14 protein-coding genes are annotated in these 25,650 nt (G+C 42.0%); all 14 read right to left on the bottom strand.

The features are described from left to right. Positions 1-97: 97 nt before the first annotated feature. Positions 98-1,159 (bottom strand): glycoside hydrolase family protein, encoded by a 1,062-nt coding sequence (locus B4N43_RS10575; protein WP_145327551.1) that lies wholly within the window; start codon positions 1,157-1,159, stop codon positions 98-100. A 198-nt stretch (positions 1,160-1,357) separates the two neighbouring features. Next, positions 1,358-3,436: a RagB/SusD family nutrient uptake outer membrane protein gene (locus B4N43_RS10570; RefSeq protein ID WP_088163067.1), complete on the bottom strand. Its 2,079-nt coding sequence runs from the start codon at positions 3,434-3,436 to the stop codon at positions 1,358-1,360. 30 nt (positions 3,437-3,466) lie between these two features. After that, positions 3,467-6,595 (bottom strand): SusC/RagA family TonB-linked outer membrane protein, encoded by a 3,129-nt coding sequence (locus tag B4N43_RS10565; RefSeq protein WP_208734147.1) that lies wholly within the window; start codon positions 6,593-6,595, stop codon positions 3,467-3,469. Positions 6,596-6,879: 284 nt separating this feature from the next. Continuing rightward, positions 6,880-8,385 (bottom strand): RagB/SusD family nutrient uptake outer membrane protein, encoded by a 1,506-nt coding sequence (locus B4N43_RS10560; RefSeq protein ID WP_088163068.1) that lies wholly within the window; start codon positions 8,383-8,385, stop codon positions 6,880-6,882. Between the two features lie 4 nt (positions 8,386-8,389). Next, positions 8,390-11,563: a SusC/RagA family TonB-linked outer membrane protein gene (locus tag B4N43_RS10555; RefSeq protein WP_286734577.1), complete on the bottom strand. Its 3,174-nt coding sequence runs from the start codon at positions 11,561-11,563 to the stop codon at positions 8,390-8,392. Positions 11,564-11,784: 221 nt separating this feature from the next. Continuing rightward, a complete protein-coding gene (locus B4N43_RS10550; protein WP_286734576.1) occupies positions 11,785-14,526 on the bottom strand; it encodes a glycosyl hydrolase in 2,742 nt (913 codons plus the stop codon). 12 nt (positions 14,527-14,538) lie between these two features. Next, on the bottom strand, positions 14,539-14,850 hold the full coding sequence (gene rhaM / locus B4N43_RS10545) for an L-rhamnose mutarotase (RefSeq protein ID WP_286734574.1): 312 nt from the start codon (positions 14,848-14,850) through the stop codon (positions 14,539-14,541). Between the two features lie 39 nt (positions 14,851-14,889). Next, a complete protein-coding gene (locus B4N43_RS10540) occupies positions 14,890-17,847 on the bottom strand; it encodes a glycoside hydrolase family 2 protein (RefSeq protein WP_286734573.1) in 2,958 nt (985 codons plus the stop codon). 1 nt (position 17,848) lies between these two features. Then, the gene (locus tag B4N43_RS10535; RefSeq protein WP_088163073.1) at positions 17,849-19,003 is read right to left on the bottom strand and encodes a glycoside hydrolase family 88 protein; all 1,155 of its coding nucleotides are present in this window, start codon (positions 19,001-19,003) and stop codon (positions 17,849-17,851) included. 114 nt (positions 19,004-19,117) lie between these two features. Then, positions 19,118-20,713: an arylsulfatase gene (locus B4N43_RS10530; RefSeq protein ID WP_088163074.1), complete on the bottom strand. Its 1,596-nt coding sequence runs from the start codon at positions 20,711-20,713 to the stop codon at positions 19,118-19,120. A gap of 1 nt (position 20,714) precedes the next feature. Beyond that, a complete protein-coding gene (locus B4N43_RS10525) occupies positions 20,715-21,494 on the bottom strand; it encodes a rhamnogalacturonan acetylesterase (protein WP_088163777.1) in 780 nt (259 codons plus the stop codon). An 8-nt stretch (positions 21,495-21,502) separates the two neighbouring features. After that, positions 21,503-22,273 carry a rhamnogalacturonan acetylesterase gene (locus B4N43_RS10520; protein ID WP_088163075.1) on the bottom strand — a complete coding sequence of 257 codons (771 nt, stop codon included), beginning with the start codon at positions 22,271-22,273 and terminating at the stop codon, positions 21,503-21,505. 55 nt (positions 22,274-22,328) lie between these two features. Continuing rightward, positions 22,329-24,176, bottom strand: coding sequence for a rhamnogalacturonan lyase (locus tag B4N43_RS10515; RefSeq protein WP_286734570.1), 1,848 nt, complete (start codon positions 24,174-24,176; stop codon positions 22,329-22,331). A gap of 41 nt (positions 24,177-24,217) precedes the next feature. Further along, positions 24,218-25,543: a rhamnogalacturonidase gene (locus B4N43_RS10510; RefSeq protein ID WP_286734568.1), complete on the bottom strand. Its 1,326-nt coding sequence runs from the start codon at positions 25,541-25,543 to the stop codon at positions 24,218-24,220. Positions 25,544-25,650: the final 107 nt, after the last annotated feature.

Here is a 25,650-nt window from a genome sequence, read left to right as displayed (position 1 = left end):
CAGCTGTCAAATTCGGCTCACTTGTATCGATCTTCAACATACAGAAGCAAAACTTTGCAGTTATTTTCTCGAATTAAACACGATTATCGCAGACTCTTCACACGATCTCAAATACAAAGGCTGTCGAAGTTTCTGCTATTCCGCCTTGGGTGGCTCCAAAAAGGAAACGCGGTTTATCCGTTATTTTATCCATCAGGATCATAGGTCTTTCAAGCCTGCCAAAGCGCTTCAAGTTGGCTGGTGGGGGCGGTTCCTGAATATAGGTCGATAAACCTAGATAAGCCACTTGCGGTTCAGACCATTTAACGCCATCTGATGATTTTAAGATCAATCCATCTTCGTGATTGTAAAACCCCATATCCCTTGCTAATAAACAATACTGTTCATCCTGTTTCCATACGAAAGCATCTTCAAGCTGTGCATTATGCGGACGATCAGAAAAATCAATGACCGGATGCTCTGATTCTTTCACATATGGTCCCAAGGGATGTTCAGCTTTGGCCAATCCATACTTTCGATTTCCTCTGACAGGACCTTTATCCCGCAGATATTCAGCAGTATTCCAAGATTTATAATACAACCAAAATTTACCATCGTTACCTTTTAGAAATGCAGGATTTGTGGTACAATGATCATCCCATGCCCCCTCCACGCCAGGCAATAAGATTGGATTATCCTGCCGTTTCCATGGTCCATCCAGGTTTTTCGCCGTTGCTACGCCTATCCTTTTGGTATCTGTCTTTCCGTTGGAATTTCCCATATAAAAAAGATAATACGTATCCGCTATCTTTTTTATCAGTGGATTATGACAGGTTGTACTATCCCAAAACCCTTCTCGAGGTTGTATAACAACATCCTTATGTTGGAATGTTCCATAGGGAGAATCAGCAACTGCGTGCGCTATCTCGGAACCTTTGATCCAGCCACCCATCCCTTTTTCCTTTCGCCAACGTGAATAAAAAAGATGAACCTTACCATCGTCGCCCCAAATCGGAGATGAGCACCAAATAAAGTAATCTACCAATTGTAAGGATCTTCCAATCGGTTTCAATTTGAAATAAGGAGACTCCAGTATACCCTTTTTAGCTGTCGTATCTAAAGGTAACACCATCATCGCCCACAAAAATGCATTTGATTTTAAGAAGACTCTTCTATCCATGTGAACATTTCCCTTCCGTTGATCTATAATTTGGTTTATTCCGATTCCCAATGTAATGAGAATCAAACCGAAAGATACCAAAACTAGCAATAGTCCCTATCCTGCGCTATCCTGCAATCGCTTACATTTTGATAAAAAAAAACCTACCCATTCCATTCAGAACAGGTAGGTCAGGTTCACGTTTATTACCATCAAAAATTAATAGCCTGGATTTTGCATAGCCTGTTTTTCTGCAGGCGTCAATGCGGCACCACTTTCATTGGTTGTTGCATCCAAGAAAGATTGCGGAATCGGTCGATAGTAATGTGTATTTGGACTAAATACTGTATTCCCGCGTACATAACCATCATTAAAGGCTTTCCATCTCGCTTCCAATGTTTTGGTGCGCGCCAAATCTTCCCATCTGTAAAGTTCACCGCACAATTCACGTGTGCGTTCATTCAACAAAAATGCCATCATTTTCTGTGCATTGCTTGTTGCGCCCAATTTCTCGTAGATTGGCGCATCAACTGCTGAATTATAAATGTCAGCGACAGAATTGATCAGCATCTGTGTTTCGGAAGAGGCCGTAGTTTTCGCAATATCATTATTGGATTCGTAGTATGAATTTCCTTCCCAATAGATTGCTCCTTCCGCAGAAAAGCCGCCGCCCTTTCCAACAGCATAGGAATTATTCTTGTAGGCTTGCCCGCCGTCGACATTCTTCGCTCGGTCTTCACCGTTTTTATAGCCAGCACGACTGCGCAATTTATTGATCCACTGGATTGCATTCGCGTACTGACCTTCACCTTTACGGATATAGGCTTCGGCTACCATTAAGACATCTTCCGCCGAGCGCGCCATAATAACATCTCGCGTACCATTGGCAGACGCTATACTAACCCGATAGCCATCTCTGAACTTCGAAAGCGCCACATAACGTGATTGAACACCAAAGTATCCGTTATTTCCATGTTGACCCACCCAAGCTTGAGGTTCTCCCTGAAAGTAACGTACAAAAGTATGCGGGTTCTGCATCACGCCATTTTTAAGAACTCCTGTTGCATCACCGGCCACTGCTTTGTAGCGTGTATCGCCAGCGTTGTTGACAATGTATTTAATACCCAGCTCTCCACCTTTAAATCGCTTCGTTCCAACAACACTTCCTTCAGGCCCAAGCGATGCATTAGCTGCAGTCCAGACAGGGGCATTAGCGGTATTATTGGCGCCATACATCGTAATAAAGGATTTCCAGAAACGTGAATCATTCACCCTGTCAAATACATCCAGCGTATAATTTGTGGTACGGGCATAAGAAAATTCACGGTCGCCGGAGATATCGCGGCTTGTTCCTCCTAAATCTTGATAAACAGCAGGGTAGTAAAGATGAATCTGATTTCCATAACGTCCCCATGTTGCCTGGTCGTCCGAAAACTGTGCCGACAGAACAACCTCCGAGACTTTTTCGTTAGCACTATTGGCCTTTTGATAATCCCATAGTTTTACGTAATCATCTACCAGGGGATGTGCCGCCGCGACCTCCGTTCCATATTTGATGACAGCATCTAAGTCTTCCGCGGTATATTTTGAATTCCAAGCGGCATATAACTCACTCGATCGAGTCAATCGTGCTTTAGCAATATAGTGTGCTGCAGCTGACTTTGTTACACGCCCAAATTCTGTCGCCGAAGCCGGCAACAACGTATAAGCCTGCTCAAGATCCGCTATGGCCTGTGCAAAACAAGCATCTTCGGAAGCTCTAGTAAAATAGGATTCAACCTTTTCGGTCGGGGTCAATTTCAGGGGGACACCTCCAAACTGTACAATCAGCTGTAAGTAGAAATATCCCCGCATAAAGTATCCCTCGCCAAGACGTGTATTATAATTGGCATTGGATTTATCATAATATAAGGGTACGTTTTGAATCAGGGTATTGGCCGATTCGATACCGCTATACATATTATCAAACACCGGCTGAATATTTCCACCACCATAAGTTGATTCAGCAGGATTAAGATCCATACTATAACTATTAAAGCTTGGGGAAGCATTATTTGCATCTGTAAACTCATCTACACCTAGATTGAACAGGGCCATCCCCCAGGTATAATTATATTTAAATTTCAATTTGGAGTAAACACCTGTTGCTAAATCATCTAGCCCTGCCTGAGTTTTAAAATAGTCTGTATCCGGTATGGTAATCTGCTCCTCTTTCAAAAAGTCTTTACTACAGGCGTTCAATACTAATAATCCTGCCGCACCTAACATTGAAGCAACTAATATTTTATAATTTTTCATGAGAGTCAATTTTTTAAATCCTTTTGCTGCTTAAAATCCTATGTTCACGCCGATCACTGCTCCTCTTGTGGTGATGGCGGAGCCGGCTTGCGTTGTATTATTATTATAACTTGCTAAGTCTGGATCCAGAAAATCCACTTTTGAATACAACATCGCCGGGTTCATAATCTGTGCATAAACCTTAAAATTACTGATGCCAAGTTTTTGTAATTTTGTTTTCGGAAAATTATAACCTAAACTTACATTTCTTAGCTTGATAAATGATCCGTCACGGTAATTCATGGAAGAGTTCCAAGGATCTGCCGCTTCACCATTTGAGCCTGGCTGATAATATTCAGCATCTTCATGAACGCCCGGAATAAAGTAGTCCAATTTGCGTTGCATATAACGCCCATCCAACGTTGCAGCTCCAGCGTTTATGGTCTGTCCCCAACGCGAGAAAATAAAGAAAGATAAGTCAAAGTTTTTGTAGGTGAATGTATTCATAATCCCGCCAGACCATTTTGGACGATAGGATCCCAACACTTGTCGATCATAATTGCGATCTACTTTGCCATCAGGCACACCATCTGGACCACTAATATCCTTCACACGGATCTGTCCCGGTTTAGCGCCATATTTTTTAGCCTCCTCTGCTTCTGAGGTTTTCCAAATACCATCGTAAACCACATCATAAGGGACTTGAATCTCCTGACCAACAATCCAGTTATTGGTTAAATCTTCTTTTCGTCCGTTATTCAATTCGAGTATTTTATTCTTGTCTTTGGACCAAGTTAAAGTCGTATTCCACTGAAAGTTATCATTCTTAACATTGACAGTATTGATCTGAAGGTCAATCCCCCAGCCTGAAGTCTTACCAACATTTGCCATTGTGGCCCCATAGCCTAAAACAGAGTTTAGCGTCATGGCCAATAACAGATCATTCGTCTTCGTTTTATACATGTCTAAAGCACCGCTGATTCGGTTATTTAGAAAGCCATAATCTATACCCAAATTATATTGGGTCGTACGTTCCCAGCCCAATTCGGGATTGGCCATTTTTTGCGGATTAGCAGCAGAAGGATCTGAAGCAACATATCCTGGTGTTGAATTCGTCGCGCTCCAGTTGTAAAAATTTTGCGTCAATAATCCTTTCGTTTGATAAGGTCCAATTGCGGCATTACCAACAATACCAGCTCCCAAACGCAATTTTAGTGTATTGACAAAGCGAGCGTCCTTCATAAAATTTTCTTGGTCAATGCGCCATGATGCAGCTACGGAAGGAAATGAGCTCCATTGATGCCCCGGTGCCAATACCGAAGATCCATCCCAACGCACAAAAGCAGTTAACATATAACGGTCCTTATAGCTATAATTTACACGAGCCATATAGGATTCCATTTGTCGCTCAGATAAGCCTGTTCCCCAACTGCCGATAAAACCTCCTGAATTTATATTATACCATAATTCTTCTGCGCTATACACATCCGTAGCTTTCATATTACTTGATTCAGAATTATACTTGGAAGAACTCTGCAACAAGGTTATACCAAGATGGTGATCCGTTCCAAAATCGCGGTCGTAATAGATCAAATTGTCTAAAGTCCAAGCTAAATTGCGGTTTGTTGAATAAGTCACCGCATTATTTCCATCACCATTTATTCCCTCCGCTGCATTTGCTAAACCCAACCGGTAATATCTAAATTCAGGTCCAAATTGCACCCGATATTTTAAACCTTTCAATGGTTCATAAATCTGCCCAAAATCCAATTGGCTAAAGAAACTACCATTCGCACCAAAAGTCTGACGTTGATTGGTATTATATTCCAATTCATTAATTGGATTGATGATATTGATATCACCCGCAGCAGGATTTCTCAGATAGTTTCCGTTGTCATCATAAGGAACTGTCCAAGGTAACATACCTCGTAAAGCACTGTAATAGTCACCTGCACCTGTTACAGATTTAGAGAAATTATAGCCATAATCTTGATCGGAGAAGAATGTGTTTATTGAAGCTCCCATGGTAAACCATTTTGTTGGTGTAGCTTCAAAACTTACTTTTGAAGTATAGCGATTAAATTTCTGACCGGGTTGTGTAGCATCTTGCTTGAGATAACCAAAAGAACCATAACCTTTGGAGTTTTCCCCTCCACCTGAGACGCTTAAAGTATGTTCGGTAGATAAGGCATTTTTACGTCCAAGATCTGCCCAATCGTAATTACCGACTAAGCTTGGATCCCATACGGTATTGTTATTAGTCCAACCTTTAGCAATATTTGCCCATGAGGCAGCTACAGATCCCCATCTAGAAAAATCCTTTGCATAATCAGGTGTCGTCGTTCCGAATTTCGCCAAACGCGCATAATCCAACCATTCCGCAGCATCCATGTACTCTGTGACATCATACATTTTCTCAAAAGTTGCCGTACCAGCATAATTCAACATTAAACGTCCCTTTTTTCCCTGCTTGGTCGTCACCAAAACAACGCCGTTTGCACCACGTGAACCATAGACAGCTGTTGCAGAAGCATCTTTTAAGACATCAATGGTCTCTATATCACTCGGATTAATATTGTCAATGCCACCGGCCTGTAATACCATCCCATCGACTACATACAGTGGTCCCTGATCTGCAGTGATCGATCGCACACCTCTTATCGTTATACTACCTGTTGTTCCCGGACGTTGGTTCGAAGTGATATCAACACCAGCCACCTTACCCTGCATTGCCTGCAATGCATCTTTCACAGGCATTGCCTTCAGTTCTTTCTCACCCACACTGGCAATTGACCCCGTCACATCCTTCTTTTTCATCGTGCCATAACCAACTACCACGACCTCTTCCATGACATCGACCTTTTGTGCTAGAACTACATTCAAGTTATTTTGATTACCCACAGAAATTTCTTGGGATTCGAAACCAAGGCTTCTAAACGCCAATACATCAGATGGCAGTGCATTGATGGTAAATGACCCATCGGCATTGGTCTTTGCCGTCATAGTTTTGCCTTTTACCTGTACAGTTACACCTTGGATAGGCAAACCTTTTTCATCGTTTACTTTTCCAGTCCTAGTGGTTTGAGCAAATAAATTCAAGGTGCACAGCATCGCCATAAATAGCAAAAAAGTGTACTTCTTTACATGATGATCAAACCTAATTGTTAAATAGTTTATCATTAAAGTATTATTTAGGTATTATTTTATTCTTTCCCTTGTTGATCTTCGGTAGTGAAAATCGGTTTTCATTATACGAGATAATGAAAATGTTGTATGATCTTTACTTATTGCTTTATAGGACGACTGGCTTAAAAAAATAATCAGATTTCCCCTTAGGCTTATAATGTTGGTTAAAAGTAACAGGATGATTTGTAATAACCATCCTGTTCAATCCTGTCATTAGCTGGCGCCAAAAATAAAAAAATCGCCCTTAAATGCTAAAGGCGATTAAATAAATTAAGATATTAATATCCGGGATTCTGTGTATACAAGCCGGGACTATTGTCTAGTTCTGACTGTGGTACCGGATATAGGACATAATTGACTTGAAAATCTAACATCTGCTTTGCGACGTCCTCTTTCCTGATCCAAGCTTTCATGACCGATTCGACACTGCCACTGCGGATAAGATCAAACCATCGCACCCCTTCGCCAATAAACTCCCTTCTGCGTTCATCCATCAACTGTGATTTAGTGACATTCGTCAGCTCAGTTGTCAATCCGGCGCGTTTTCTAATTTGATTGACGACCGCGTCTACATCCGTTTGAATGTTCCCAGAAGTGCCATTCAATATGCACTCCGCCTTTAACAACAGCAAATCGCTATAACGAAATACAATATAATTGATCGGCCAATCCATTCGGTTTGCAGGCACTTTGGTAAGGTCTACAAACTTCTTAACAAATGATCTTGTTTCAGCAACATTGCCATAAATATAGCCTTGCTGAATACTGAACGTCTTTCTGCTGTCACCAGTATCATACAGCTTAAGCAGGTCATCAGATACTGGCCTGATTGTTAAGCCTCCTTGCGTGGCTAGCCCGAGTGAATTGAACCAATTATCAGGTACAAGCACCCAAGGAAATGTTGCCCCAACAACAGGATTAGCGCCGCTTGAATATTCAATATTAAAAATCACTTCCTTGTTGCGCTCATTACCGTAATCAAAAATGCTATTATAGCTGGTCAGCAAACTAAATTCATTGCTGTTGATCACCTCGTTGAACTGCTCCACCGCTTTCCCCCATTCGTTGCTGTTCAAACCCGCACCTTCAACACCCAATGTGGGCCCCGATCGTGTCATGTAGACCAAGCCAAGCAACATTCTTGCAGCGTATTTATTGACACGGCCTTTATCTGCTGCAGCGTACGCACTGGGTGCAGGTAGCGCATTAATTGCTTTGTTCAGATCTTCAATAATCAACGCATACAACTCCTCCACGTTACTCCGACCAATGCTTTTAGCTTGGCTGGCGGATACCACCTTGTCTATCCGTGGCACTTTGCCAAAGTACCGAATCAAATCAAAATAAAAAAATGCACGTAAGAACCGGGCTTCGCCTTCCATTCTATTGCGAAGGCTTTCATCGATAATAGCCGTGGAACCATTCGCAGCAAGTTGTTCCAAATAATTGTTTACACGAAAGATGCCGTTAAAATTTGTTTGCCAAGCTTCTATCACATAGGGGTTACTGGCAATCGTTTTATGAAAACTGTTGATCCCTTCCCAATCACGCACTCCGCCGTCCGACACTGCGTACAAATTATCCGACCGTGTTTCCGAGAGATTCATCAGGCGATCAGGATATCCTCGTGTACTGTTATATATAGCGTTCAATCCTTGAATAAAATCATTTGCTGTCTTAAAGTAGGTATCTGAAGTAGCACTCGAAATTGGTTGCTGGTTCAGATCCATTTTGCAAGATCCCAATAGACCTGCTATCAAAAAAAATAGACTCAATTTTTTCATCGTTCTAAAAATTTACGTTTAAACCAAATGTCACTGTCTTTGGAATTGCCAGGCCTCCATAATCACCCGCCTCGGGATAATCAGAGCTTCCGCTTAGATTTGTGTTTGAAGATTCCGGATTTACCCCCCCGTCATATTTGTCCTTTCCCCAAAAATTCTCCAATGTCACGAATAAACGGACTAAACTAAGCTTTGACTGACTCCCCAATTTCAGGTCTTTGATATTATAACCAAGAGTGACGTTGCGTAAACGCCAATAATCTGACGAATACAGCCAATCTGTATTTTTAATCCGTCCAAAAGTTGAATAAGCTTTTCCAACACGACCTTCTCCAGGATCCTCTTCTGAACGCCATCTATCCCGATAAAATCCAAGCGCATTGTCTGATGATCCTTGACCGGTGCGTCCCAAGGCACGTCCTAATAAAGAATAGATATGACCACCATTCTGGCCTTGGAACATAAAACTCAAATCAAAATTTTTATACTTAAAGTTGTTGGTTATCCCCCATACATAGCTCGGGTTTGGATGCCCCACAATCACACGGTCATTCGCATCAATCACACCGTCTCCATTGGCATCCACATACTTTGGATCACCTGCCTTTTGGCTGCCATACAACGCAGCTCCAGCATCAATGTCTGCTTGAGTCAATATGCCGTCTTGTTTAACGACATAAATGCTATACATCGGCTCGCCAATCCGTAGAAGACTATGCTGGATATCAAATGAGGACGGTATTAAAATCTCCTTTTGCTCACCATCAAGTTTTGTTACTTTATTGGAATTATGACTAATATTAAAAGAGGTAGACCATGAAAAATCTGCTTTTCTGACCTGATGGGAAGTGATCTCTAAATCCCAGCCTTTACTTTTCACCTCTCCTGCATTATCCAAATAGGAAGAAAAACCTGTCGAAAGCATGGAAGGAACATTTAGCAATAAATCACTGCTCTTCCGGGTATACCAGTCAAATGATCCTGTAATGCGGGAACCCAAAAGGCCAAAATCCAATCCCACATCATAAGTCCGCGATTTTTCCCATCTTAGATCCGGATTAATGATATTGCTTGGCGCCTGTCCAGAAACGGAAAGGCCATTTGAAGAATAATTATAAAAGCCCAACAAGGCAATGCTACTGTAATCACCTATATTGTTATTCCCTGATTCACCATAGCTTCCGCGTAATTTCAGCTCATTGATAAAGGTAACTGGTTTCATGAAACTCTCCTGTGACAGACGCCAGCCCATGGACAACGATGGGAACCAACCCCATTTTGTATTGGATCCAAAACGCGATGAGCCGTCCCGACGAATACTTCCAGAAAGCAAATACTTACCGTCATAGGCATATTGGACACGCCCAAAATAAGAAAGCAAGACACTTTGTGTTGCGCCTGTTGAGGCAACTGTAGCAACTGCACCGTTCAAAGTTGTTATAGAACTATTGGTATAACCTCCCTGCGAGGTGATGGAAGAAGTTTCAAGTTTATCAAAATTATAGGCTTGCCCCAGCAAAGCGGTAATATCATGTTTGTCAAAATTGAGATGATAATTTAACGTATTCTCGTTTACAAAAGTTTGCTTTCGATACACACTGTTGGAGCCATAGGTAGCCTGATTCGGGTTGTTGGTTCGGTTAGCCAAAGTTCCGCCTACAGTGTAGGGCTGAAATCTATTACTTCTGCTATCGGTTTGATCCAAATTAACTGTAGTCTTAAAATTGAAGTTATCAAGAATATTGTACTGTCCGTAAACTGTCCCCAGTAAACGTGAAATTTTGTTTTCCCCGATATAATAATTCAATTTGGCAATGGGATCATTTGTTGAAGTACTCCAGGGATATTTTTCATTGTCAAAAACGTTTACTGTTCCAGCAGGATGGTCCTGAACAGGTGACATCGAATAAATCTGATGCATGATATTATCCTTTCCTTCCACTCCGGGGTCATTTCCGATAGAATAGGTAGGTGCTAGGTTTAAACCAAATGCGATTTTTTTATTCGGTTTGACTTCAACGTTAGCTCTGGCAGTATAGTTTTTATAATCCAAGCCTTTCACAATACCTTGTTGATTGAGGTAATTCCCCGAGACATAATAATTGACAAATTCTGTCGCTCCCGAAGCCGCAACCTGATAGTTTTGGATCACTCCTTTTCGATACGCTTCGTCTTGCCAATTGATAAGGTAAAGCCCGGGACGTCCGGGTTCCAACCAACGGTCATCATACATATAAGATGTATTATATGTCCCGTCGGCGAGTCCCAATATTTTCCGTCGTTCGGCATTGCTTTGGCTTGCCAGCCTTCCGGTACCTGAGGCTTCCCATTGTGCATTGATCATCTCCACCGCTCTATCTATCCACTCTTCACCATTTAACATATCCAATTTTTTATAAGCCTCGGACATGCCTACGTATGAATTGAGACTTACTTTAGCCTGGCCGCTCTTCCCGCGTTTTGTGGTGATCAAAACAACTCCGTTTGCTGCCCGGGATCCATAAATTGCAGCTGCAGATGCATCTTTTAGGACTTCCACAGATTCAATATCGTTTGGGTTCATATTATCCAGCGGATTTCCTGAGGCATAGTTTCCCGAGCCGTTTTGCGAGGCCGTTGACAGTGGGAAACCGTCAATGACATACAAGGGTTCACTCCCAGCGGTAATAGAGCCCGATCCCCTGACCTGAACACTTAACCCTTTTCCGGGAACACCTGTAGATTGCTTAACCCGTACACCGGACATCTGTCCGATCAGGGCTTGATCAACCCGTGCAATAGGGCGCTCATCGAGATTCTCAGCATTAAACTTTGAAACTGGAGCTATAAGGTTAGTTCGTTTTTGGGATCCATAGCCAATGACGACAACCTCATCCAATGCTTCTTGTTTCGGCAACAACTCAACACGTAGAAATGCTAATGTTGATACGCGGACTTCTTTCTGCTGGTATTCCACAGAACGAAATACAATATTGTCACCAGATTTTGCATGAATACTGAAATTACCATTTTGACTGCTTGCCCCTTCATTTTTGCCATTTACCTGGATTGTAACACCACTGATCGGCTGATTTTTATTATCAACAACTTTTCCCGTCAGTGTCCCCTGTGCGTACAATACATGTGTAAAAGCCATTTGAGCCACAACAATGGCCCCATATCGCATTATGTTTTTCATGGGCTGAGTTTTTTAATTATTAATCTGATTTATATTGGTAAATCAATTTAAAAGAACTCATTTGATTAACTGTCCTGAACTTACATGATAACCAGACAATTGCAAATTTTAAAAACTTAAAACGCACTCTGTTTTGTATATTTTAACCATCAAAATTGTAAAAAGTAATGTCCAAAAAAAAGCCTCGTTTTATACGAGGCTTTCAATAGTGCTTACTGCTTTTAATAACTCCAAATGGTAACAGGTCCAATCAGACCGCTTTCCATGGGTTTCCAGCCGCTTGCATCAAAATCTTTATAATTGATATTGACAAAATTGATTTCATGATAATTTCGCCAGGCAACTTTTTTACGGTCTAAATAGCTGATACGGTTTGCCATTAAATTGGCAACCTCTATGCGAATCTTGTTTTCACCATTTACCAACATGGTTGTAATATCTAGCTGAAACGGAATAGACCATAACACACCGGCCTCCTTTCCATTGACATAGACCTTTGCACTTTCAGCAACACGACCCAATTTCAGTAGATAGGATTTTGATTGATCCTTATTGATCGAAATTGTTGTTTCATAAACCCCTGTTCCGGAAAAATTGACAGCATCTTGGTCTCCCCAATCTGTCCAGGAGGAGAGTTGATCGAGCTTTTTCGCCTTTGGTAAAACAGATCCACCAGCAATAAAACTCACTTTCCAATTGCGATCCAATTGCGCCACTTGGTTTAACTCGTCCTGATAACGAAAGGGTTCTCCGGCCTGTTGCGCTGAGGCAAGGACTATCCAGGAATAGCCAGATGGAATCTGCACCCGTATTTTGCCGTTAGCTGATGGCAACTGATATGTCTGCCCAGTTTGAGGATCCAACAGCGAATAATGTGAAGCCTGTACATTTAGTGTAATGTTACGATCAACGGTCTGCCCACTATGATTGACCAAATAATAATACCTGTCCTTACCAGCGGCTCTGCGTGAAAACTTCAACCCTGTTTGGTTAATCCGTTCTGGTGCGATCTCTTCTGTTTCGAGTGCCGAATTGACATCTGTCGTAAGATAGATTTTGCCTCTTCCAAAAGCTGTATACTGATTCGCTTTATCCTTTTCGAAACCTAGCGATGCAATTAATTTATTGAACAGTGTACGGCGTTCCTCTAATTGGCTATATCCAGGAATCTCTTGCGGTAATTGCTGGAAGATGACAGTTGCGCCTTGGTTGGCCATTTCCAGGATTTTCTGCAGTGTCACTTCAGAAAAATAATGACAGGCAGGTATATAAATTGCCCGATAAGGGATCGCATCCTTTGAGGTTTGTAATTTCCCGTCGTTTACTGTAGTTCCTGCCAGAATTTTATCTGTTGCAAAATCAAAGCTATAGCCCCGTTTCTGCAGCTGAACACTTTGTTTATAAAATTGCGTCGGATGTAACCACTCGTCAACATCATGAACCTTTAATGCCTTATCCATTCCCTTTGCATTATTCCAAATATCATAAATGGGCCAATATACCAGCAGTTCGTTGTCAGCACGCGTAGATTGCAAGATAGATTGCACACGTGTAATATATTGATTCAAACCGGTAAGGTGGTCCCAGAACGAATTTTGTGGAACAAAATTAACGGAAGCATAGAACAACCATCCTGGAAAAGGTACATTTTTCGGCGAATAGGTTGTCCCATGATAGAATACATGATTCACTCCAGCAAGGAATAGTTGTTCGACTTCTGGTTTCGTTTGTGACAAAGAAGTTTTAAAATGTTCCGTCAGCCAGGTGAATGTTTCCGAAGAAGTATATTTTTTACCATATACATTTGTCGCCGACGTCGCAAATTTCGCCATCATGGGGTCTGGATCCACATTACGGATATCAGCAGTATCCCGTCTTAATCCGGGAATATCAAAACTACTGGATCCAAAGGTTTCACACTCCGCAATATCTGTATCCGCATACAAATCAATCAGATTTCCTGGAGATCCATGGGCTTGATTTTTTGAGACTGCACTAAAGCGATGGGCAAAATCCGTAAATGGGGTCAAAAAATTCTGGGCAAGTAGTATATCCACAACTTCACGATAATCCGATTTAAGGCCTGCTGTTTTAGCTTCATTCTTGCCCTTACCTGCAAAATCCAGGAGATGATCCTGTAACCTATATCCCTTTATCCGTTCGAATGAATGCAAAAACTCATCCGTCCAATTCGCGCCGTATACTTCGTAGCTATCGTTAAAAAAAGCACGCACATGCAATGGTTTATCCTTAAAAGCTTCGGTAAATCTATTGAAATAAGATGCGACAGATTGCTGCCCAAGGTGATCGAGCGTATACCCTGCTCCCCCCGGTGCGGCACGTTTGACTTTCTGCCCCGTTCTACCAGAAAATACAGCTAATAGACGAATATCGGCAGGCGCTTCCCATGTTCCAGCAGTCTTCGAAATATGATCATCCAGATTAATCTCACTATTGTCGGATCTAAATGCCCGTAAAGCCTGCAGAAAGAAATAATGTTGTTTAGGATCCTTAGGTTTTAGGGGAAACGTGACTTTTTCACCTTTTTTCAATTCAAATTCATCTAGGATCAATTTGGTAGCGGCATTCTTTTCTTTGATTTGAGGTCCTCCAAATGGCCAACCAGTTCCCAAATTGATGTCCACTCCCATGTCCAAGGCATTGGCTTTATCCGTCGTTACCCCCAATATATTCATCCATTGTGGTGAAAGAAAGTTCAGGTAGCTGGATTCAAATCCCTTAGCGCCATAAATAGGTGTTACCTCAACTCCACCAAAACCACTTTTTTCAAATAAGGTTAATTCGCGTTCGAGATTAGGTCGGTCCACAGCCGAACCGAGCCACCACCAACGCGTCCAAGGTCTCATTTCTTTGGTAACTGCTGGCCATAAATCCTGCGCCATCGTTCGACCGACAGCCAACAGATTACAGGCAAGCACTAATGATATATAAATTTTTTTCATGTTAAAATTCACCTAATCCATGTGAAACACCTTTTTTAAATTTATCGACACTGGGGAGCGGTCCGGATTTACGTCCATGATATCATGCATATAATCCCACCATTGCTGCACAATGGCTTCCTTGCCCAATTCTTGCGACGAATGTCCTGCCAAATATTGAACAGCAAATAAAGTATCCGTCTCCTCATCCAAAAAAATGGAATAATCAGACACGCCATTTTCGCGCAATAAGGTGATTAATTCTGGCCAGATCGTGTCATGCCTGCGCTTGTATTCCCCGGACATACCTGGTTTCAGTTTCATCTTAAATGCTATTTTCTCCATCTCGTTTATATATTGAACTGTTTTATCATTACCATATTCTTAATTGGCTAATACCTGATGGATATCGGCTTCAATAATACTCAAGGTACCTTTGGCATTGGCGTCGTTACGGGCCACCCCATCATCAAGTTTCTTACCACCCATTTCCACCTGATTGTTTTCCTCTGCTGTAAAAGCTGCGTTTTTAAGTTTTATGGTTACCTTTCCGCCCTTAGTACGCGGAAATGAAAGAGTGCAGTAGCCTAATGTAACAGCTGTATTTCCATCAAAAACAAGTTTTTCGTCCACAAAAATCTGCAATGGATAAGATCTTGATCTAAAATTATTCAGTTTCAGGTCAACTTCATCAATATCGGATTTTTCCTGCAAAGTATATGTAATCCAGGCGGTACCTAGTTGTCCGTCATTGACCCAATCCGACAGTTCATTGTCGTCGTAAGAGTGTGATGCTTTCTCTTGATTGGCGCCAGCAGCAACTGCACGGATTTTGAGACTTTTTTTCAGTTGCACCAATGTGGGGTTCGCAGGACTTGGTCCACGCGCTAAAAATGAAGGCAAATTTTCGTTGGATTCCTTGACGAAATAATCCGCCATGGTTTTGAGCGGTTGCACCGTCCAGACGGTTGAATCTGACAGCAGACCACTTGATGTCGCCTTCAACATCACACGCCCCGATTTATCGTACTTTGTGCGAAGTAATACACGATTTACACCAGCCTCCACAGGAAGTGAGGTAGCTAAAATATAGTTATCAGGCCCCTGGGCGATCCCCCCGCGCCAATCCATCGGTCCATCCAACTTAAAGTCAATCGTATTAGAAGCCAATGGGCAACGTAATCCGTTTTTGTCAAGCACTTCGACTTCTGCCAATACCATATCGTTACCATCAGCAAATAAGCCATTTTTACCATGTTGCGCCGTCAAACGGATTTTGTAAGGCTCACCTGTTGTTTTTAGTTCTTTCTTATTTAACAACTTTCCATCTTTTGTGAATGATTTTGCCGTCAATACGCCGGCCTCAAAATCAATGGCTGGAAAACGGTATAGGAAGTCGTATAGCTTTTCCGCTTCTTTCTGTACTTTTCCGTTCACAGCTAATTCTACCCGGTCAGCGGCCGAAACGACCAATACATCTTTTTTCGTTCCGGGAGCATAGTTCCAGTGTCCTACAAGGTACAAGCCTTTTGGATCAGGAGCGATCCAGCCATCCCACATCACCTGGTGGGCAAAGTAAGCATCTTTGGGAATACGCATGGCGTCTACTTCGCCACTTCTTCTGTAATTCTCTTTTCCCCTAAAATGGGTATTGGAATCCGAGAAAATAATATTGACACCGCCCGAATTTACGCGATCACCAGTGCCCGGACGCATCTTCCAATATTCCCACCAACGATGTACCGCTTCAACAACATAACTATCTTGGTTTCTGTTATAATCACTAGCATCTACGCCTTTATAAAGCGGCCCTTCACCATCCTTATGAAATGGATAACTCAATTCGTCCCAATATTTACGTAAGGCCTCATCCCGCATATATTCGGTTGCGATCATGGGATGACGCGCACTTTTATTGATATACAACATTTCACCACCATACTCAGCTAGCTTACTATCCAGCATTTCACGTGAGCCAATTGCCCGTCCGCCAGCTGGATCGTATTGATCACGAATGGCTTTCATCTCTGCCATATGCTCTTCCGAAATAGACTCGTTTCCACACTCATAAAACAAGACACTTGGATTATTGCGGTAATAAATAATCGCATCACGCATAAGCTCTGTTCGCTGTTCCCAACGTCTACCTTGGACATCTTTTTCGGCATCTCCTGCGGGTAGCATTTGCATCAGTCCCACGCGGTCGCAGGATTCAACATCCTGTTTCCAAGGTGTTACGTGCATCCAACGAACCAAATTGGCATTGCTCTTGACCATGAGTCCATTGCTAAAATCACTTAACCAAGGTGCTACAGACAAACCAACAGCAGGCCATTCATTACTTGTACGCTGTGCATAGCCCTTCATCATCAAAACCTGATCATTCAGATAGACCATGCCATCTTTAAAAGCCGTTTTTCGAAATCCTGTTTTCGTCTGTACAGCGTCTATAGTTTTGTTGTCCTGTACAATTTTTGTCGTAACCGTATAGAGATAGCCATAACCCCAGCTCCAAAAATTAACCTGATTCATGGCTGAGTTCATGGTCAATTGTTGTGTTTGATTGGCAGGAAGGTTGAACTTTTTTGAAAATGTTTTCACTAATTTTCCTTCGGCATTATGTACTTCGGCAACAAAGTTGACCAGACGCGATTGCAGGGTTTCATTCTTTACCTCCGAAGAAACAAAAAGATCCATTGTCTTTTCAGGGATATTTATGTTTTTCGCATACACATAAACACCTGTAGTCTTCAAATTGGAATACAATGGTAAAGTCTGATAAATTTTGGAAGTAAAGTGGATCCACACATTTTTTGGAATTCCACCATAGTTTGCATTAAAGTTTTTATCGTTCCATTGATACGTGCTATTTGTTGCCTTTTCACGATAGCTCCAACTATTGTCTATACGTATGGCCAAGATATTTTCGTGATCGCGATCAATCAGGTCCGAAATATCAAGTCCTGCTGCCATAACGCCATTTTCATGACGACCAATAAATTTTCCATTGAGATAAAATTCTCCGCCAAAGCGAATCCCTTCAAATTCCAAAAAGACCTTATCGGAAGTAATTCCCTTGGGAATACTAAACTTTTTTCGATACCAAACAATAGTTGTCGAAAGGTCATGTATCGCTTTTGTGAAAGCTTCATCTTCGTTCCATGCTTGGGGCAGAGCAACCTGTTTCCATGCGCGATCATCGAAGTCTTCAGCAGAAGCATCACTAACATCGCCAATATGGTAACGCCAGTCAGCGTTAAAACTAAAAGTCCTCCTCCCCGCTTGAGCATATGTACCGAATGAAAGCAGCAGGCAACAAAAAATAAACAGGAACCTTTTCATCTTATCTTGACAACATTTTATAAACCTCTGTCCCTCCCAATAAAAAACAACCCAAACCGTAATCTTCAAAATCCGGTTGACTTGAAAAACTGACGGGCTGACCATCCTTAGGTTCTTTCCCTGTTCCTTGTAAATAGCCCAAAAACCCAGAAGGGTGTACCGCTTCTGCTAGCATTGCTTTCCATGCCTTTTCTACAACAGGGCGATATATTTTAGCATCTAGAAAACCATTATTGATACCCCAGGCCATACCATAGACAAATAATGCTGTCCCTGAGGTTTCCCGTCCGCCAAAATTATTGGGATCATGCAGGCTGACATTCCAAAATCCATCTGGTCTTTGGATAGGAACAAGTGCTTCCATCAATGCCTTATAATCCGCTACATATTCTGCTCGATGTACTTCGTTTTCCGGAATTAAAGATAGTACCCTCACTAAAGCTGCTACCACCCATCCATTACCGCGTGACCAATAACAGTCCTCACCATTTGGTTCTTTGTAGGGAGGAACAAAATCTTTATCGCGCCACCAAAGTTTATCGGTCTGATTATATAGGCCTCCACCTTCCTGTGTTTTTGAATGATGATACATTTTATACATGTAATCAAAGTAAGTTTGATCCTTCGTCATTACACCCAGTTTGGCATAAATTGGCATGGCCATTTGTATGGCATCAATCCAAGTCCAATCGTCTACTTTTCCAGATTTGATAATATAATCTATATTGGCTTTAATCTTTTGGATACGCTCAGGCTTTGCTTCAATCTCATAGAGATCCAAGTAGGTTTGCCCACAAGCCTGGTCATCGGCATTTCGAGTTTCTAAACCGTTGCGCATCCCCCAGTCATGTTTATTTCCCCAATCCACTGCATAATTGTAGTATTCGTTGTTTTTATCAATCTGATAAAGTGCCATGAGCCCTTCGTAATAAACAGCCCGGGTCCAGATGTTGCTCGGCCGCCAACGGTTGGTGTAGATCGGTTTCCCTGTATCTGTCCATTTGTTCATGAAATAACGATTGGTCAACTGCAACGATTGGAGTACATCTACAGCAGATAATTCCGGCTTCTGTTCGACAACTTTCTTCGTCGATGAACATGCTGAAAGGAAAAATGCAATCAATAAAGTGGTCGTATAAGTATTAAATATTTTCATGTTTTTCTTTATATAATTATTCATAACGGGAATTCCTTTTTTTTCTGAAAGTGTCTGATCTTATTGGCCAGAGAGAACCTTCTTTTGCTTTCATTGCTGTTGGTGTCTGCGAAATCATGAAGGTTTTTGAGCGAGCTGCTCGTAGGGTATCACACCAACCCTTTTCGCCCAGTTTTCATAGATCTGAACCATTTCTCGGTATATTTTCGGAAAAGAGGCTGATAAGTCTACTGTTTCACTTCTATCTTTTTCTATATCATATAAATACCACCTATTTTCAGGATAGGAAGAGACCAATTTCCATTTTCCTTTGCGCACAGCTTTGTTACCTTCGTGCTCAAAACAAATTTCCCTATCCATATCCTTCTGTTGCTCATTCCATAGCGGAAGCAAGGAGGCCCCTTCCATCGGTTTAATCGTATTACCGGCATAATTTTTAGGATAGTTTGCTCCCGACCATTGTGCTAAGGTTGGCATGATATCGATCAAATGGGCTGGCCTATCAAACTGTTTTCCTTGAGGCAGAAACTTGGGGCCATATGCGATAAAACTGGTTGCATTGCCACCCTCAAACTCCCAATGCTTGAACTTTTTGAAAGGCGTATTGCTCACTGCAGCGCCTTCGATTCCATAAGCTGTAAAAGAACGTGGATGACTAGCAGGAAATTCATTCGCAGCTCTAATTTCTGCTGTAAATCCCGCATTGGTTATTGTCTCATTGCTCGCCCCGTTATCAGAGAGAAAAATAAAAACAGTGTTGTCCAATTGCCCTTTTGATTGGAGATAATCAACCAGTCGGCCAACATTCTGATCCAATTCGTCTACCATCGCCGCGTAGACAGCCATCTTTTCATCCCATTTTACTTTTTCTTCCCAGCTGCAATCATTCCAATTTCGCAAGGTGGTATCCATTGGAGACAATTTGGTCGTTGGTGGCACTATCCCTAACTGCTGCTGTTTTTGAAAACGCTTTTCACGGATAGCCTCCCAGCCTTCCATATATTTACCCCGATACTTTGCAATATCCTGCGGTTTGGCATGTATAGGCCAGTGGGGCGCCTGAAAAGCGAGGTATAGAAAAAAAGGATCCTCTTTTTTCGTTTCCAAATGCTCACCAATGAAAGCCATCGCATAATCCGTATAGGCATCCGAGCTATAGTAATCTTTTGGCGGAACGATCGTCTCATTGTCCAAAGCTATCGTCAATGTTTGTTTGGGACGATAAGGCCGGTTTTCAAAGTAGCTGTTTGCTCCATCAATTAGCCCATAGTAGCGCTGAAATCCACGCTGCCGAGGCCAATTTTCTTTTTCCTGTCCAACATGCCATTTCCCAGCCATATAAGTTCCATAACCTGCGCTTTTCAATAGTTCGGCCAATGTGACCGAGTTTCGATTTAAATAGCCCTGATAGGCAGGAAAAGGACGCTTGTTCATCATATCGCCCACACCTGCCTGATGCGGATACAATCCGGTCAATAGAGAAGCACGTGATGGACAACAACGCGAAGCATTATAAAAGTTAGTCATCTTAATACCTTCCTTTGCCATTTTATCCAAATGTGGGGTCTGAATTTCGGAACCAAAACAACCTAAATCGGCATAGCCCATGTCATCGGCCAGAATCAACACAATATTGGGCCGTTGCTGTGCACGGACTGTAAATACTGTGAGCAGAAAGAAGATCGCCAGCGGAAAAGTAGATTTTATCATACTACATAAATTTCTTTAGACCGATTTTGGTTTGTGCTTTCAATTGTTCAGCAACGAGTTTAGCATTTAGCAAAGCACCTGCTTTAATTGTATGGGTCGCATCTTTAGGATCAAAAAATTCTGTTTCTACTTTCTTTTTCCCCAATGTTTCATACTGGGCTATCACTTGATCCTGCAAGGGGATAAAAAACGCATTAGCCTGTTGTGCAGCTTCTTTTGCCCATGTTGCATAATCCGATTTACGCACTTGGTTTCCTTCCCAAGCATTGCGCGGAATAGGTGAACAAATAATTGCTGTGGCTCCTTTGTCTTGAATATTTTTCACAAATCGACGTAAGTAAAAACCATAACTATAGACAACTTCATGTTGCTTCAGCAATGGATTATACACTTCTTGGTAATCGTCGCCATTTCCTTTTATCGTTCCACGAGCACGTAACGTATCCACAATAGGACTTGAATCATTATGTCCAAATTGCATAAGGACAAAATCGCCCGGCTGTATGCTATCCAGTACCCTCTGCCAAAGCTTTGGATTGTTATAAAATGTCCGGGTACTTGTTCCCCCCAAAGCACGATTCTTGACATTGATCTTATCTAATTTAAAATACTGACCGATCAAACTTCCCCAGCCCCACTGTCCATTGGCCCCATTTCCCTGTCCGTTTTTTACGGTGGAATCACCAATAATAAATAAGGTCGGTTTATGCTGTTTTTCCAAAAAAGACATACTGATTACAGCGAAAAGGACCGCAGCCCAAGGCAACAATTTCAATTTCATCTTCATTTTTATTTAATGTATTGTACTAATTGGCTTTTAATCCTCCGAAATCCTTCGATAACAGACAATGCATTTTCTCTTGCTCCAGCTTTATTCGTATGCGTATGGTCACCTGGAAAATAATTGGATTTTACCCGTTCAGCACCAAGCTGATCATATTTATCTGCGGTAATACTATTCAGATCCAAAAAGGGAACGCCCTGTTCTTCTGCAATCTGCCTAGCCCACAAGCCAAAGTCGTTGTCGGCTCGTTTCACCTTACCTTGATTATCCCATTGGTTGCGCGGAATCATGGATAACAAAATTGGTGTTACCCCCTTTTTCTTTGCTTCAATCACAAAACGACGCAGGTTTTCACCGTAAGTGTGCACGGTCTCCTTCTTTCCATTTCCCCAATCCAACACAACGGAGTCCTGACCGATGCCCCGCAGCACACCCCGATAGCCTTGTTTGCTGGTATCGGGCTTACTGCCCTCGTTATGGCCAAACTGAATCAATAAAAAATCTCCCGGCTTGAACAACGAATCAACTTTTGCCCATCTTCCTTCTTTGACAAATGTTCGTGTACTACGCCCCGCCATTGCATGGTTATCTACACGGATTCGTGTCGTATCCAATAATTCAGGAATCAGGGTACCCCAGCCCCAATATTCCTTATTGCTGTTCTTAACGGTCGAATCACCGATAAGATAAATCGTAGGTCTATCTTGCTGTTTTGCAAAGGATATCAAAAGAACGGCTGTCAGTGCCATCCCTATCCATTTTATTGTATGCTTCATTTGCTATCTTATCTATTTCTTTTAGTCAAAAAATCCAAATCGCGCTTCCGAATTTCTATTTTTTATGGGCATACTTAACCAGCTGAATGTTCGGCTTGACTGGACGATCCATACCTGCACCGAGATAATACCCCGTATGTGGCGGTTGATTGTAAGCCACATTCTGCCATGCTATGCTCAAGCGATACTGTGGATCATGCATCAACGTATATACCCTTTGCGTTGTAGGGATCGTTGTTGTATAGATACGTAGGCTTTGGTTGTCGTCTGCACGTAGGATCAATTCTTCACGCCAATCGCCAAAGATATCCGCGCTCAGGTTAGGTGTACTTTTAGTTCCATTGATCGATGATGCTCCAATCCCCGTAAAGATGCGTTCTATTTTCCCATTTTTATATTTTTCAATATAGTTACTGTTTAAAAGTTCCCGGCTCAAATCGGCATCCCACCAAATCAGAAAATTGGTCGATCTCGGAGCCGGCCCGACACGATTACCTTTGGTATCGTACATATCGCTAGATCCCAGCCACCACAGATACGCCCCTTTATGATCGGGATCTATATTTGCAGCAACACCGCGGGGAATATCTTGGTCTATTGCACTTTTAAACAATATTGCGCCAGTTTTGGCATCCAATAAAGCCACGCCGGTCCCTTTCCGCCCTCCTTTCAGTTCATGGATTCCAAAGATCTCCAGGCCGGGTCTTTCAGGATCTAGGTCGCCGACATGCAGCGCATCGCCATGTCCCAGTCCTGTACTGTATAGACCTTTGCCATTATCATCAATAACCATCGAACCAAACACAATTTCATCTTTGCCATCCTGGTCAACATCCGCGACCGTAAGATTATGATATCCCTGTCCGGAATAAGGATCTTTACGAACTTTGCTATCAAATACCCAGCGGTTCACTAATTTTTTATCTTTAAAGTCCCACGCTGCCAGAGCTGTCCGTTCATAATATCCCCGCGTCATCACAACACTTGGATGTACACCATCCAAATAGGCTACACAAGCTAAAAATCGATCGCTGCGATTAGCATTTGAATCTCCCCATGAATTTAGCTCTCCACGTTCTGGTAAATAATCTACAGAGCTTAGGGCTTTGCCCGTCAATCCATCAAATACGGTTAAATATTCAGGTCCTTTCAATATGCGACCAACAGTCCGCGAATTTAATACAGTATCACGCCAATCGGCCTGGGCATCACCAATGACATTTCCCAGTCCATCTTTCGTACCGTCGGCCGTTTTGCAGACCAGCTCCGCACGGCCGTCACTATCGAGGTCGTATACCATAAATTGGGTATAATGTGCTCCTTCCCGGATATTTTTACCCAAATTGATTTCCCAAAGAAAAGTACCATCTAGTTTATATGCCTGAAAAATAGGTTCCGAAGTAATCCCATTGTGTGCATTGTCATGTCCAACACCCGTCTGATGAACAATCAGTTCGTAAGTCCCGTCTCCATCCAAATCACCTACAGAAATATCACCAGGAGTGTACCCTTTGGGAGTACGTAAGGGAATATTTAAGTATTGCTGTACTTTTTGATCTTTCGATAAGGTCAATTTAGCGACTTCTTTTTCTTTACCTCCGGCTACTATATCCAAAATGTAAGTAACATCTTGATTCAAATCGACATGATCGTCCAAAAAATTAGTCCCTTTGGTCAAAGGTGAAGTATTTAGTTTTTTCTGCTTGCCATTCCCTTCCTTTCTATAAATTGCAAAAGCCGTATCAAAATCGTCAGTGCCAAGCAAACGCCAGCTTAAAAAAACAGCGTTGTCCGCCGTTTTTACACCCACCATCCCCCGATCCAAAAACTCCATTTTACGTTGGCCTGAAACGGCTAGGGAACCGATCAGCGCCCCAGTCAAAAGAATAAGTTTTGTCTTCATAATTCAAGGTCTAAGCCACAGCAAAATGCTGGTACATATTATTATTGCTTTTTATTATTAACAGTTACATTATTTAGGACAAAGTTTTTAATATATTCCCTGTGAATCGCTGGATCTTTTGCTGCACGGACGTGCATATTTTGAAATGTAAAATCCGACAGCACATATTGTTCCGAATTGAGGACATCGAATACGATGTCGCAATCCAGATCTATATTGCGTAGGACAATATTTCTTGCATAGGACATTTTAATATCTTTCTCGCCCTTCAAATCAAAAAATTGGGTCCAAGGTTTAATAAACAACATGCTATTGACATTTCCCTTTACATTTTCGATCAAAATGTTTTCATATTCTTGTGGCGTATCTGGCCGCATCTTTAACTGCAACAGCTTGCGTGCTTTATCTAAGGTATTGTTCCTAAAAATCACATTATAGCTATGAATAGATTCACTACCACAAGTCAGTGCACTATGACAAAATCCAAAGAAACAGTTCTCAATAATAATATTTGAATTAGGTCCATTATTAGGATCTTTGTCGGACTTAGGCCCTTTACCTCCTTTTAATGCGATCGCATCATCATTAACGGATAAGTAACAATCCTTAATCAATACATTGCGGCAGACATCCAAATCAATCGCATCTGAACTAGGCGCTTTCACAGGTTCCTTGGGCGCCGAAATGTGCAAACCGATCAATTTTAGATTTTCACATTTATAATAATGTGAGGTCCAAAACGGTGAATTGATCAAACGAATGCCCGATATTTGTACGCCCTTGCTATTGGAAACATAAAGTAAGCGTGGGCGCATCTCGTCCATATTTGTGCATTGTGGATTAAACTGTCTTCGAAGCCAAAAGGATCGCCAGTAGCGCAACCCGTTTCCATCGAGTGTACCTTTGCCCGAAATTGTAAATCCATCCACCTGATCCGCATTGACAAGCGCCAAAAAATATTTCACTGTCTGACCTTCCATTCGAGTCTCAGCTAGCGCAAAATCTGCGATATCATCACTTCCTTTTAACACAGCCCCTTCTTCCAAGTGCAAGTGTGTCTTTGGTTTAAAAAATAATGAACCACTCAGATAGATCCCTTTAGGTACGACGACAACACCGCCTCCACTTTCATATGCTTTATCAATTGCTTGTTGGATTTTGGCAGTTTGCACGATGGTGCTATCTGCGACCACACCAAAATCGGTGATGAGAAATTTCTTTCCGAGCGTTCCGATCTCAGTCGATTTTACAGTCTCGAACCATTTTGAGATTGCTGTTCCGTCCGGAAACTTTCCTTGCGCATGTGCATTGGACAAGATCGCAATTGATGTAAGCAGGAGTAAAAATCGAAAGAATTTTTTCATCATATTTAGTTTTATTAAGTCTTGTTTCCCCGCTTGTCTACAGCTTAATTAAAAAGTGTAGACAATGCCTTCGAATTGATTAGCGTATTTAAGGATACTTAAATAAGTAG

The sequence above is a fragment of the Sphingobacterium sp. UBA1897 genome, assembly GCF_002337775.1.
GTDB classification, from domain to species: domain Bacteria; phylum Bacteroidota; class Bacteroidia; order Sphingobacteriales; family Sphingobacteriaceae; genus Sphingobacterium; species Sphingobacterium siyangense.
Note: the sequence above shows the minus strand (reverse complement) of the source record. Positions and strands in the feature narration are given on the sequence as shown.

Coding starts and splice junctions, on each gene's coding strand:
- B4N43_RS10575 (WP_145327551.1), bottom strand. CDS start 1,159: ATGGATAGAAGAGTCTTCTTAAAATCAAATGCATTTTTGTGGGCGATG.
- B4N43_RS10570 (WP_088163067.1), bottom strand. CDS start 3,436: ATGAAAAATTATAAAATATTAGTTGCTTCAATGTTAGGTGCGGCAGGA.
- B4N43_RS10565 (WP_208734147.1), bottom strand. CDS start 6,595: ATGATAAACTATTTAACAATTAGGTTTGATCATCATGTAAAGAAGTAC.
- B4N43_RS10560 (WP_088163068.1), bottom strand. CDS start 8,385: ATGAAAAAATTGAGTCTATTTTTTTTGATAGCAGGTCTATTGGGATCT.
- B4N43_RS10555 (WP_286734577.1), bottom strand. CDS start 11,563: ATGAAAAACATAATGCGATATGGGGCCATTGTTGTGGCTCAAATGGCT.
- B4N43_RS10550 (WP_286734576.1), bottom strand. CDS start 14,526: ATGAAAAAAATTTATATATCATTAGTGCTTGCCTGTAATCTGTTGGCT.
- rhaM (WP_286734574.1), bottom strand. CDS start 14,850: ATGGAGAAAATAGCATTTAAGATGAAACTGAAACCAGGTATGTCCGGG.
- B4N43_RS10540 (WP_286734573.1), bottom strand. CDS start 17,847: ATGAAAAGGTTCCTGTTTATTTTTTGTTGCCTGCTGCTTTCATTCGGT.
- B4N43_RS10535 (WP_088163073.1), bottom strand. CDS start 19,003: ATGAAAATATTTAATACTTATACGACCACTTTATTGATTGCATTTTTC.
- B4N43_RS10530 (WP_088163074.1), bottom strand. CDS start 20,713: ATGATAAAATCTACTTTTCCGCTGGCGATCTTCTTTCTGCTCACAGTA.
- B4N43_RS10525 (WP_088163777.1), bottom strand. CDS start 21,494: ATGAAATTGAAATTGTTGCCTTGGGCTGCGGTCCTTTTCGCTGTAATC.
- B4N43_RS10520 (WP_088163075.1), bottom strand. CDS start 22,273: ATGAAGCATACAATAAAATGGATAGGGATGGCACTGACAGCCGTTCTT.
- B4N43_RS10515 (WP_286734570.1), bottom strand. CDS start 24,176: ATGAAGACAAAACTTATTCTTTTGACTGGGGCGCTGATCGGTTCCCTA.
- B4N43_RS10510 (WP_286734568.1), bottom strand. CDS start 25,543: ATGATGAAAAAATTCTTTCGATTTTTACTCCTGCTTACATCAATTGCG.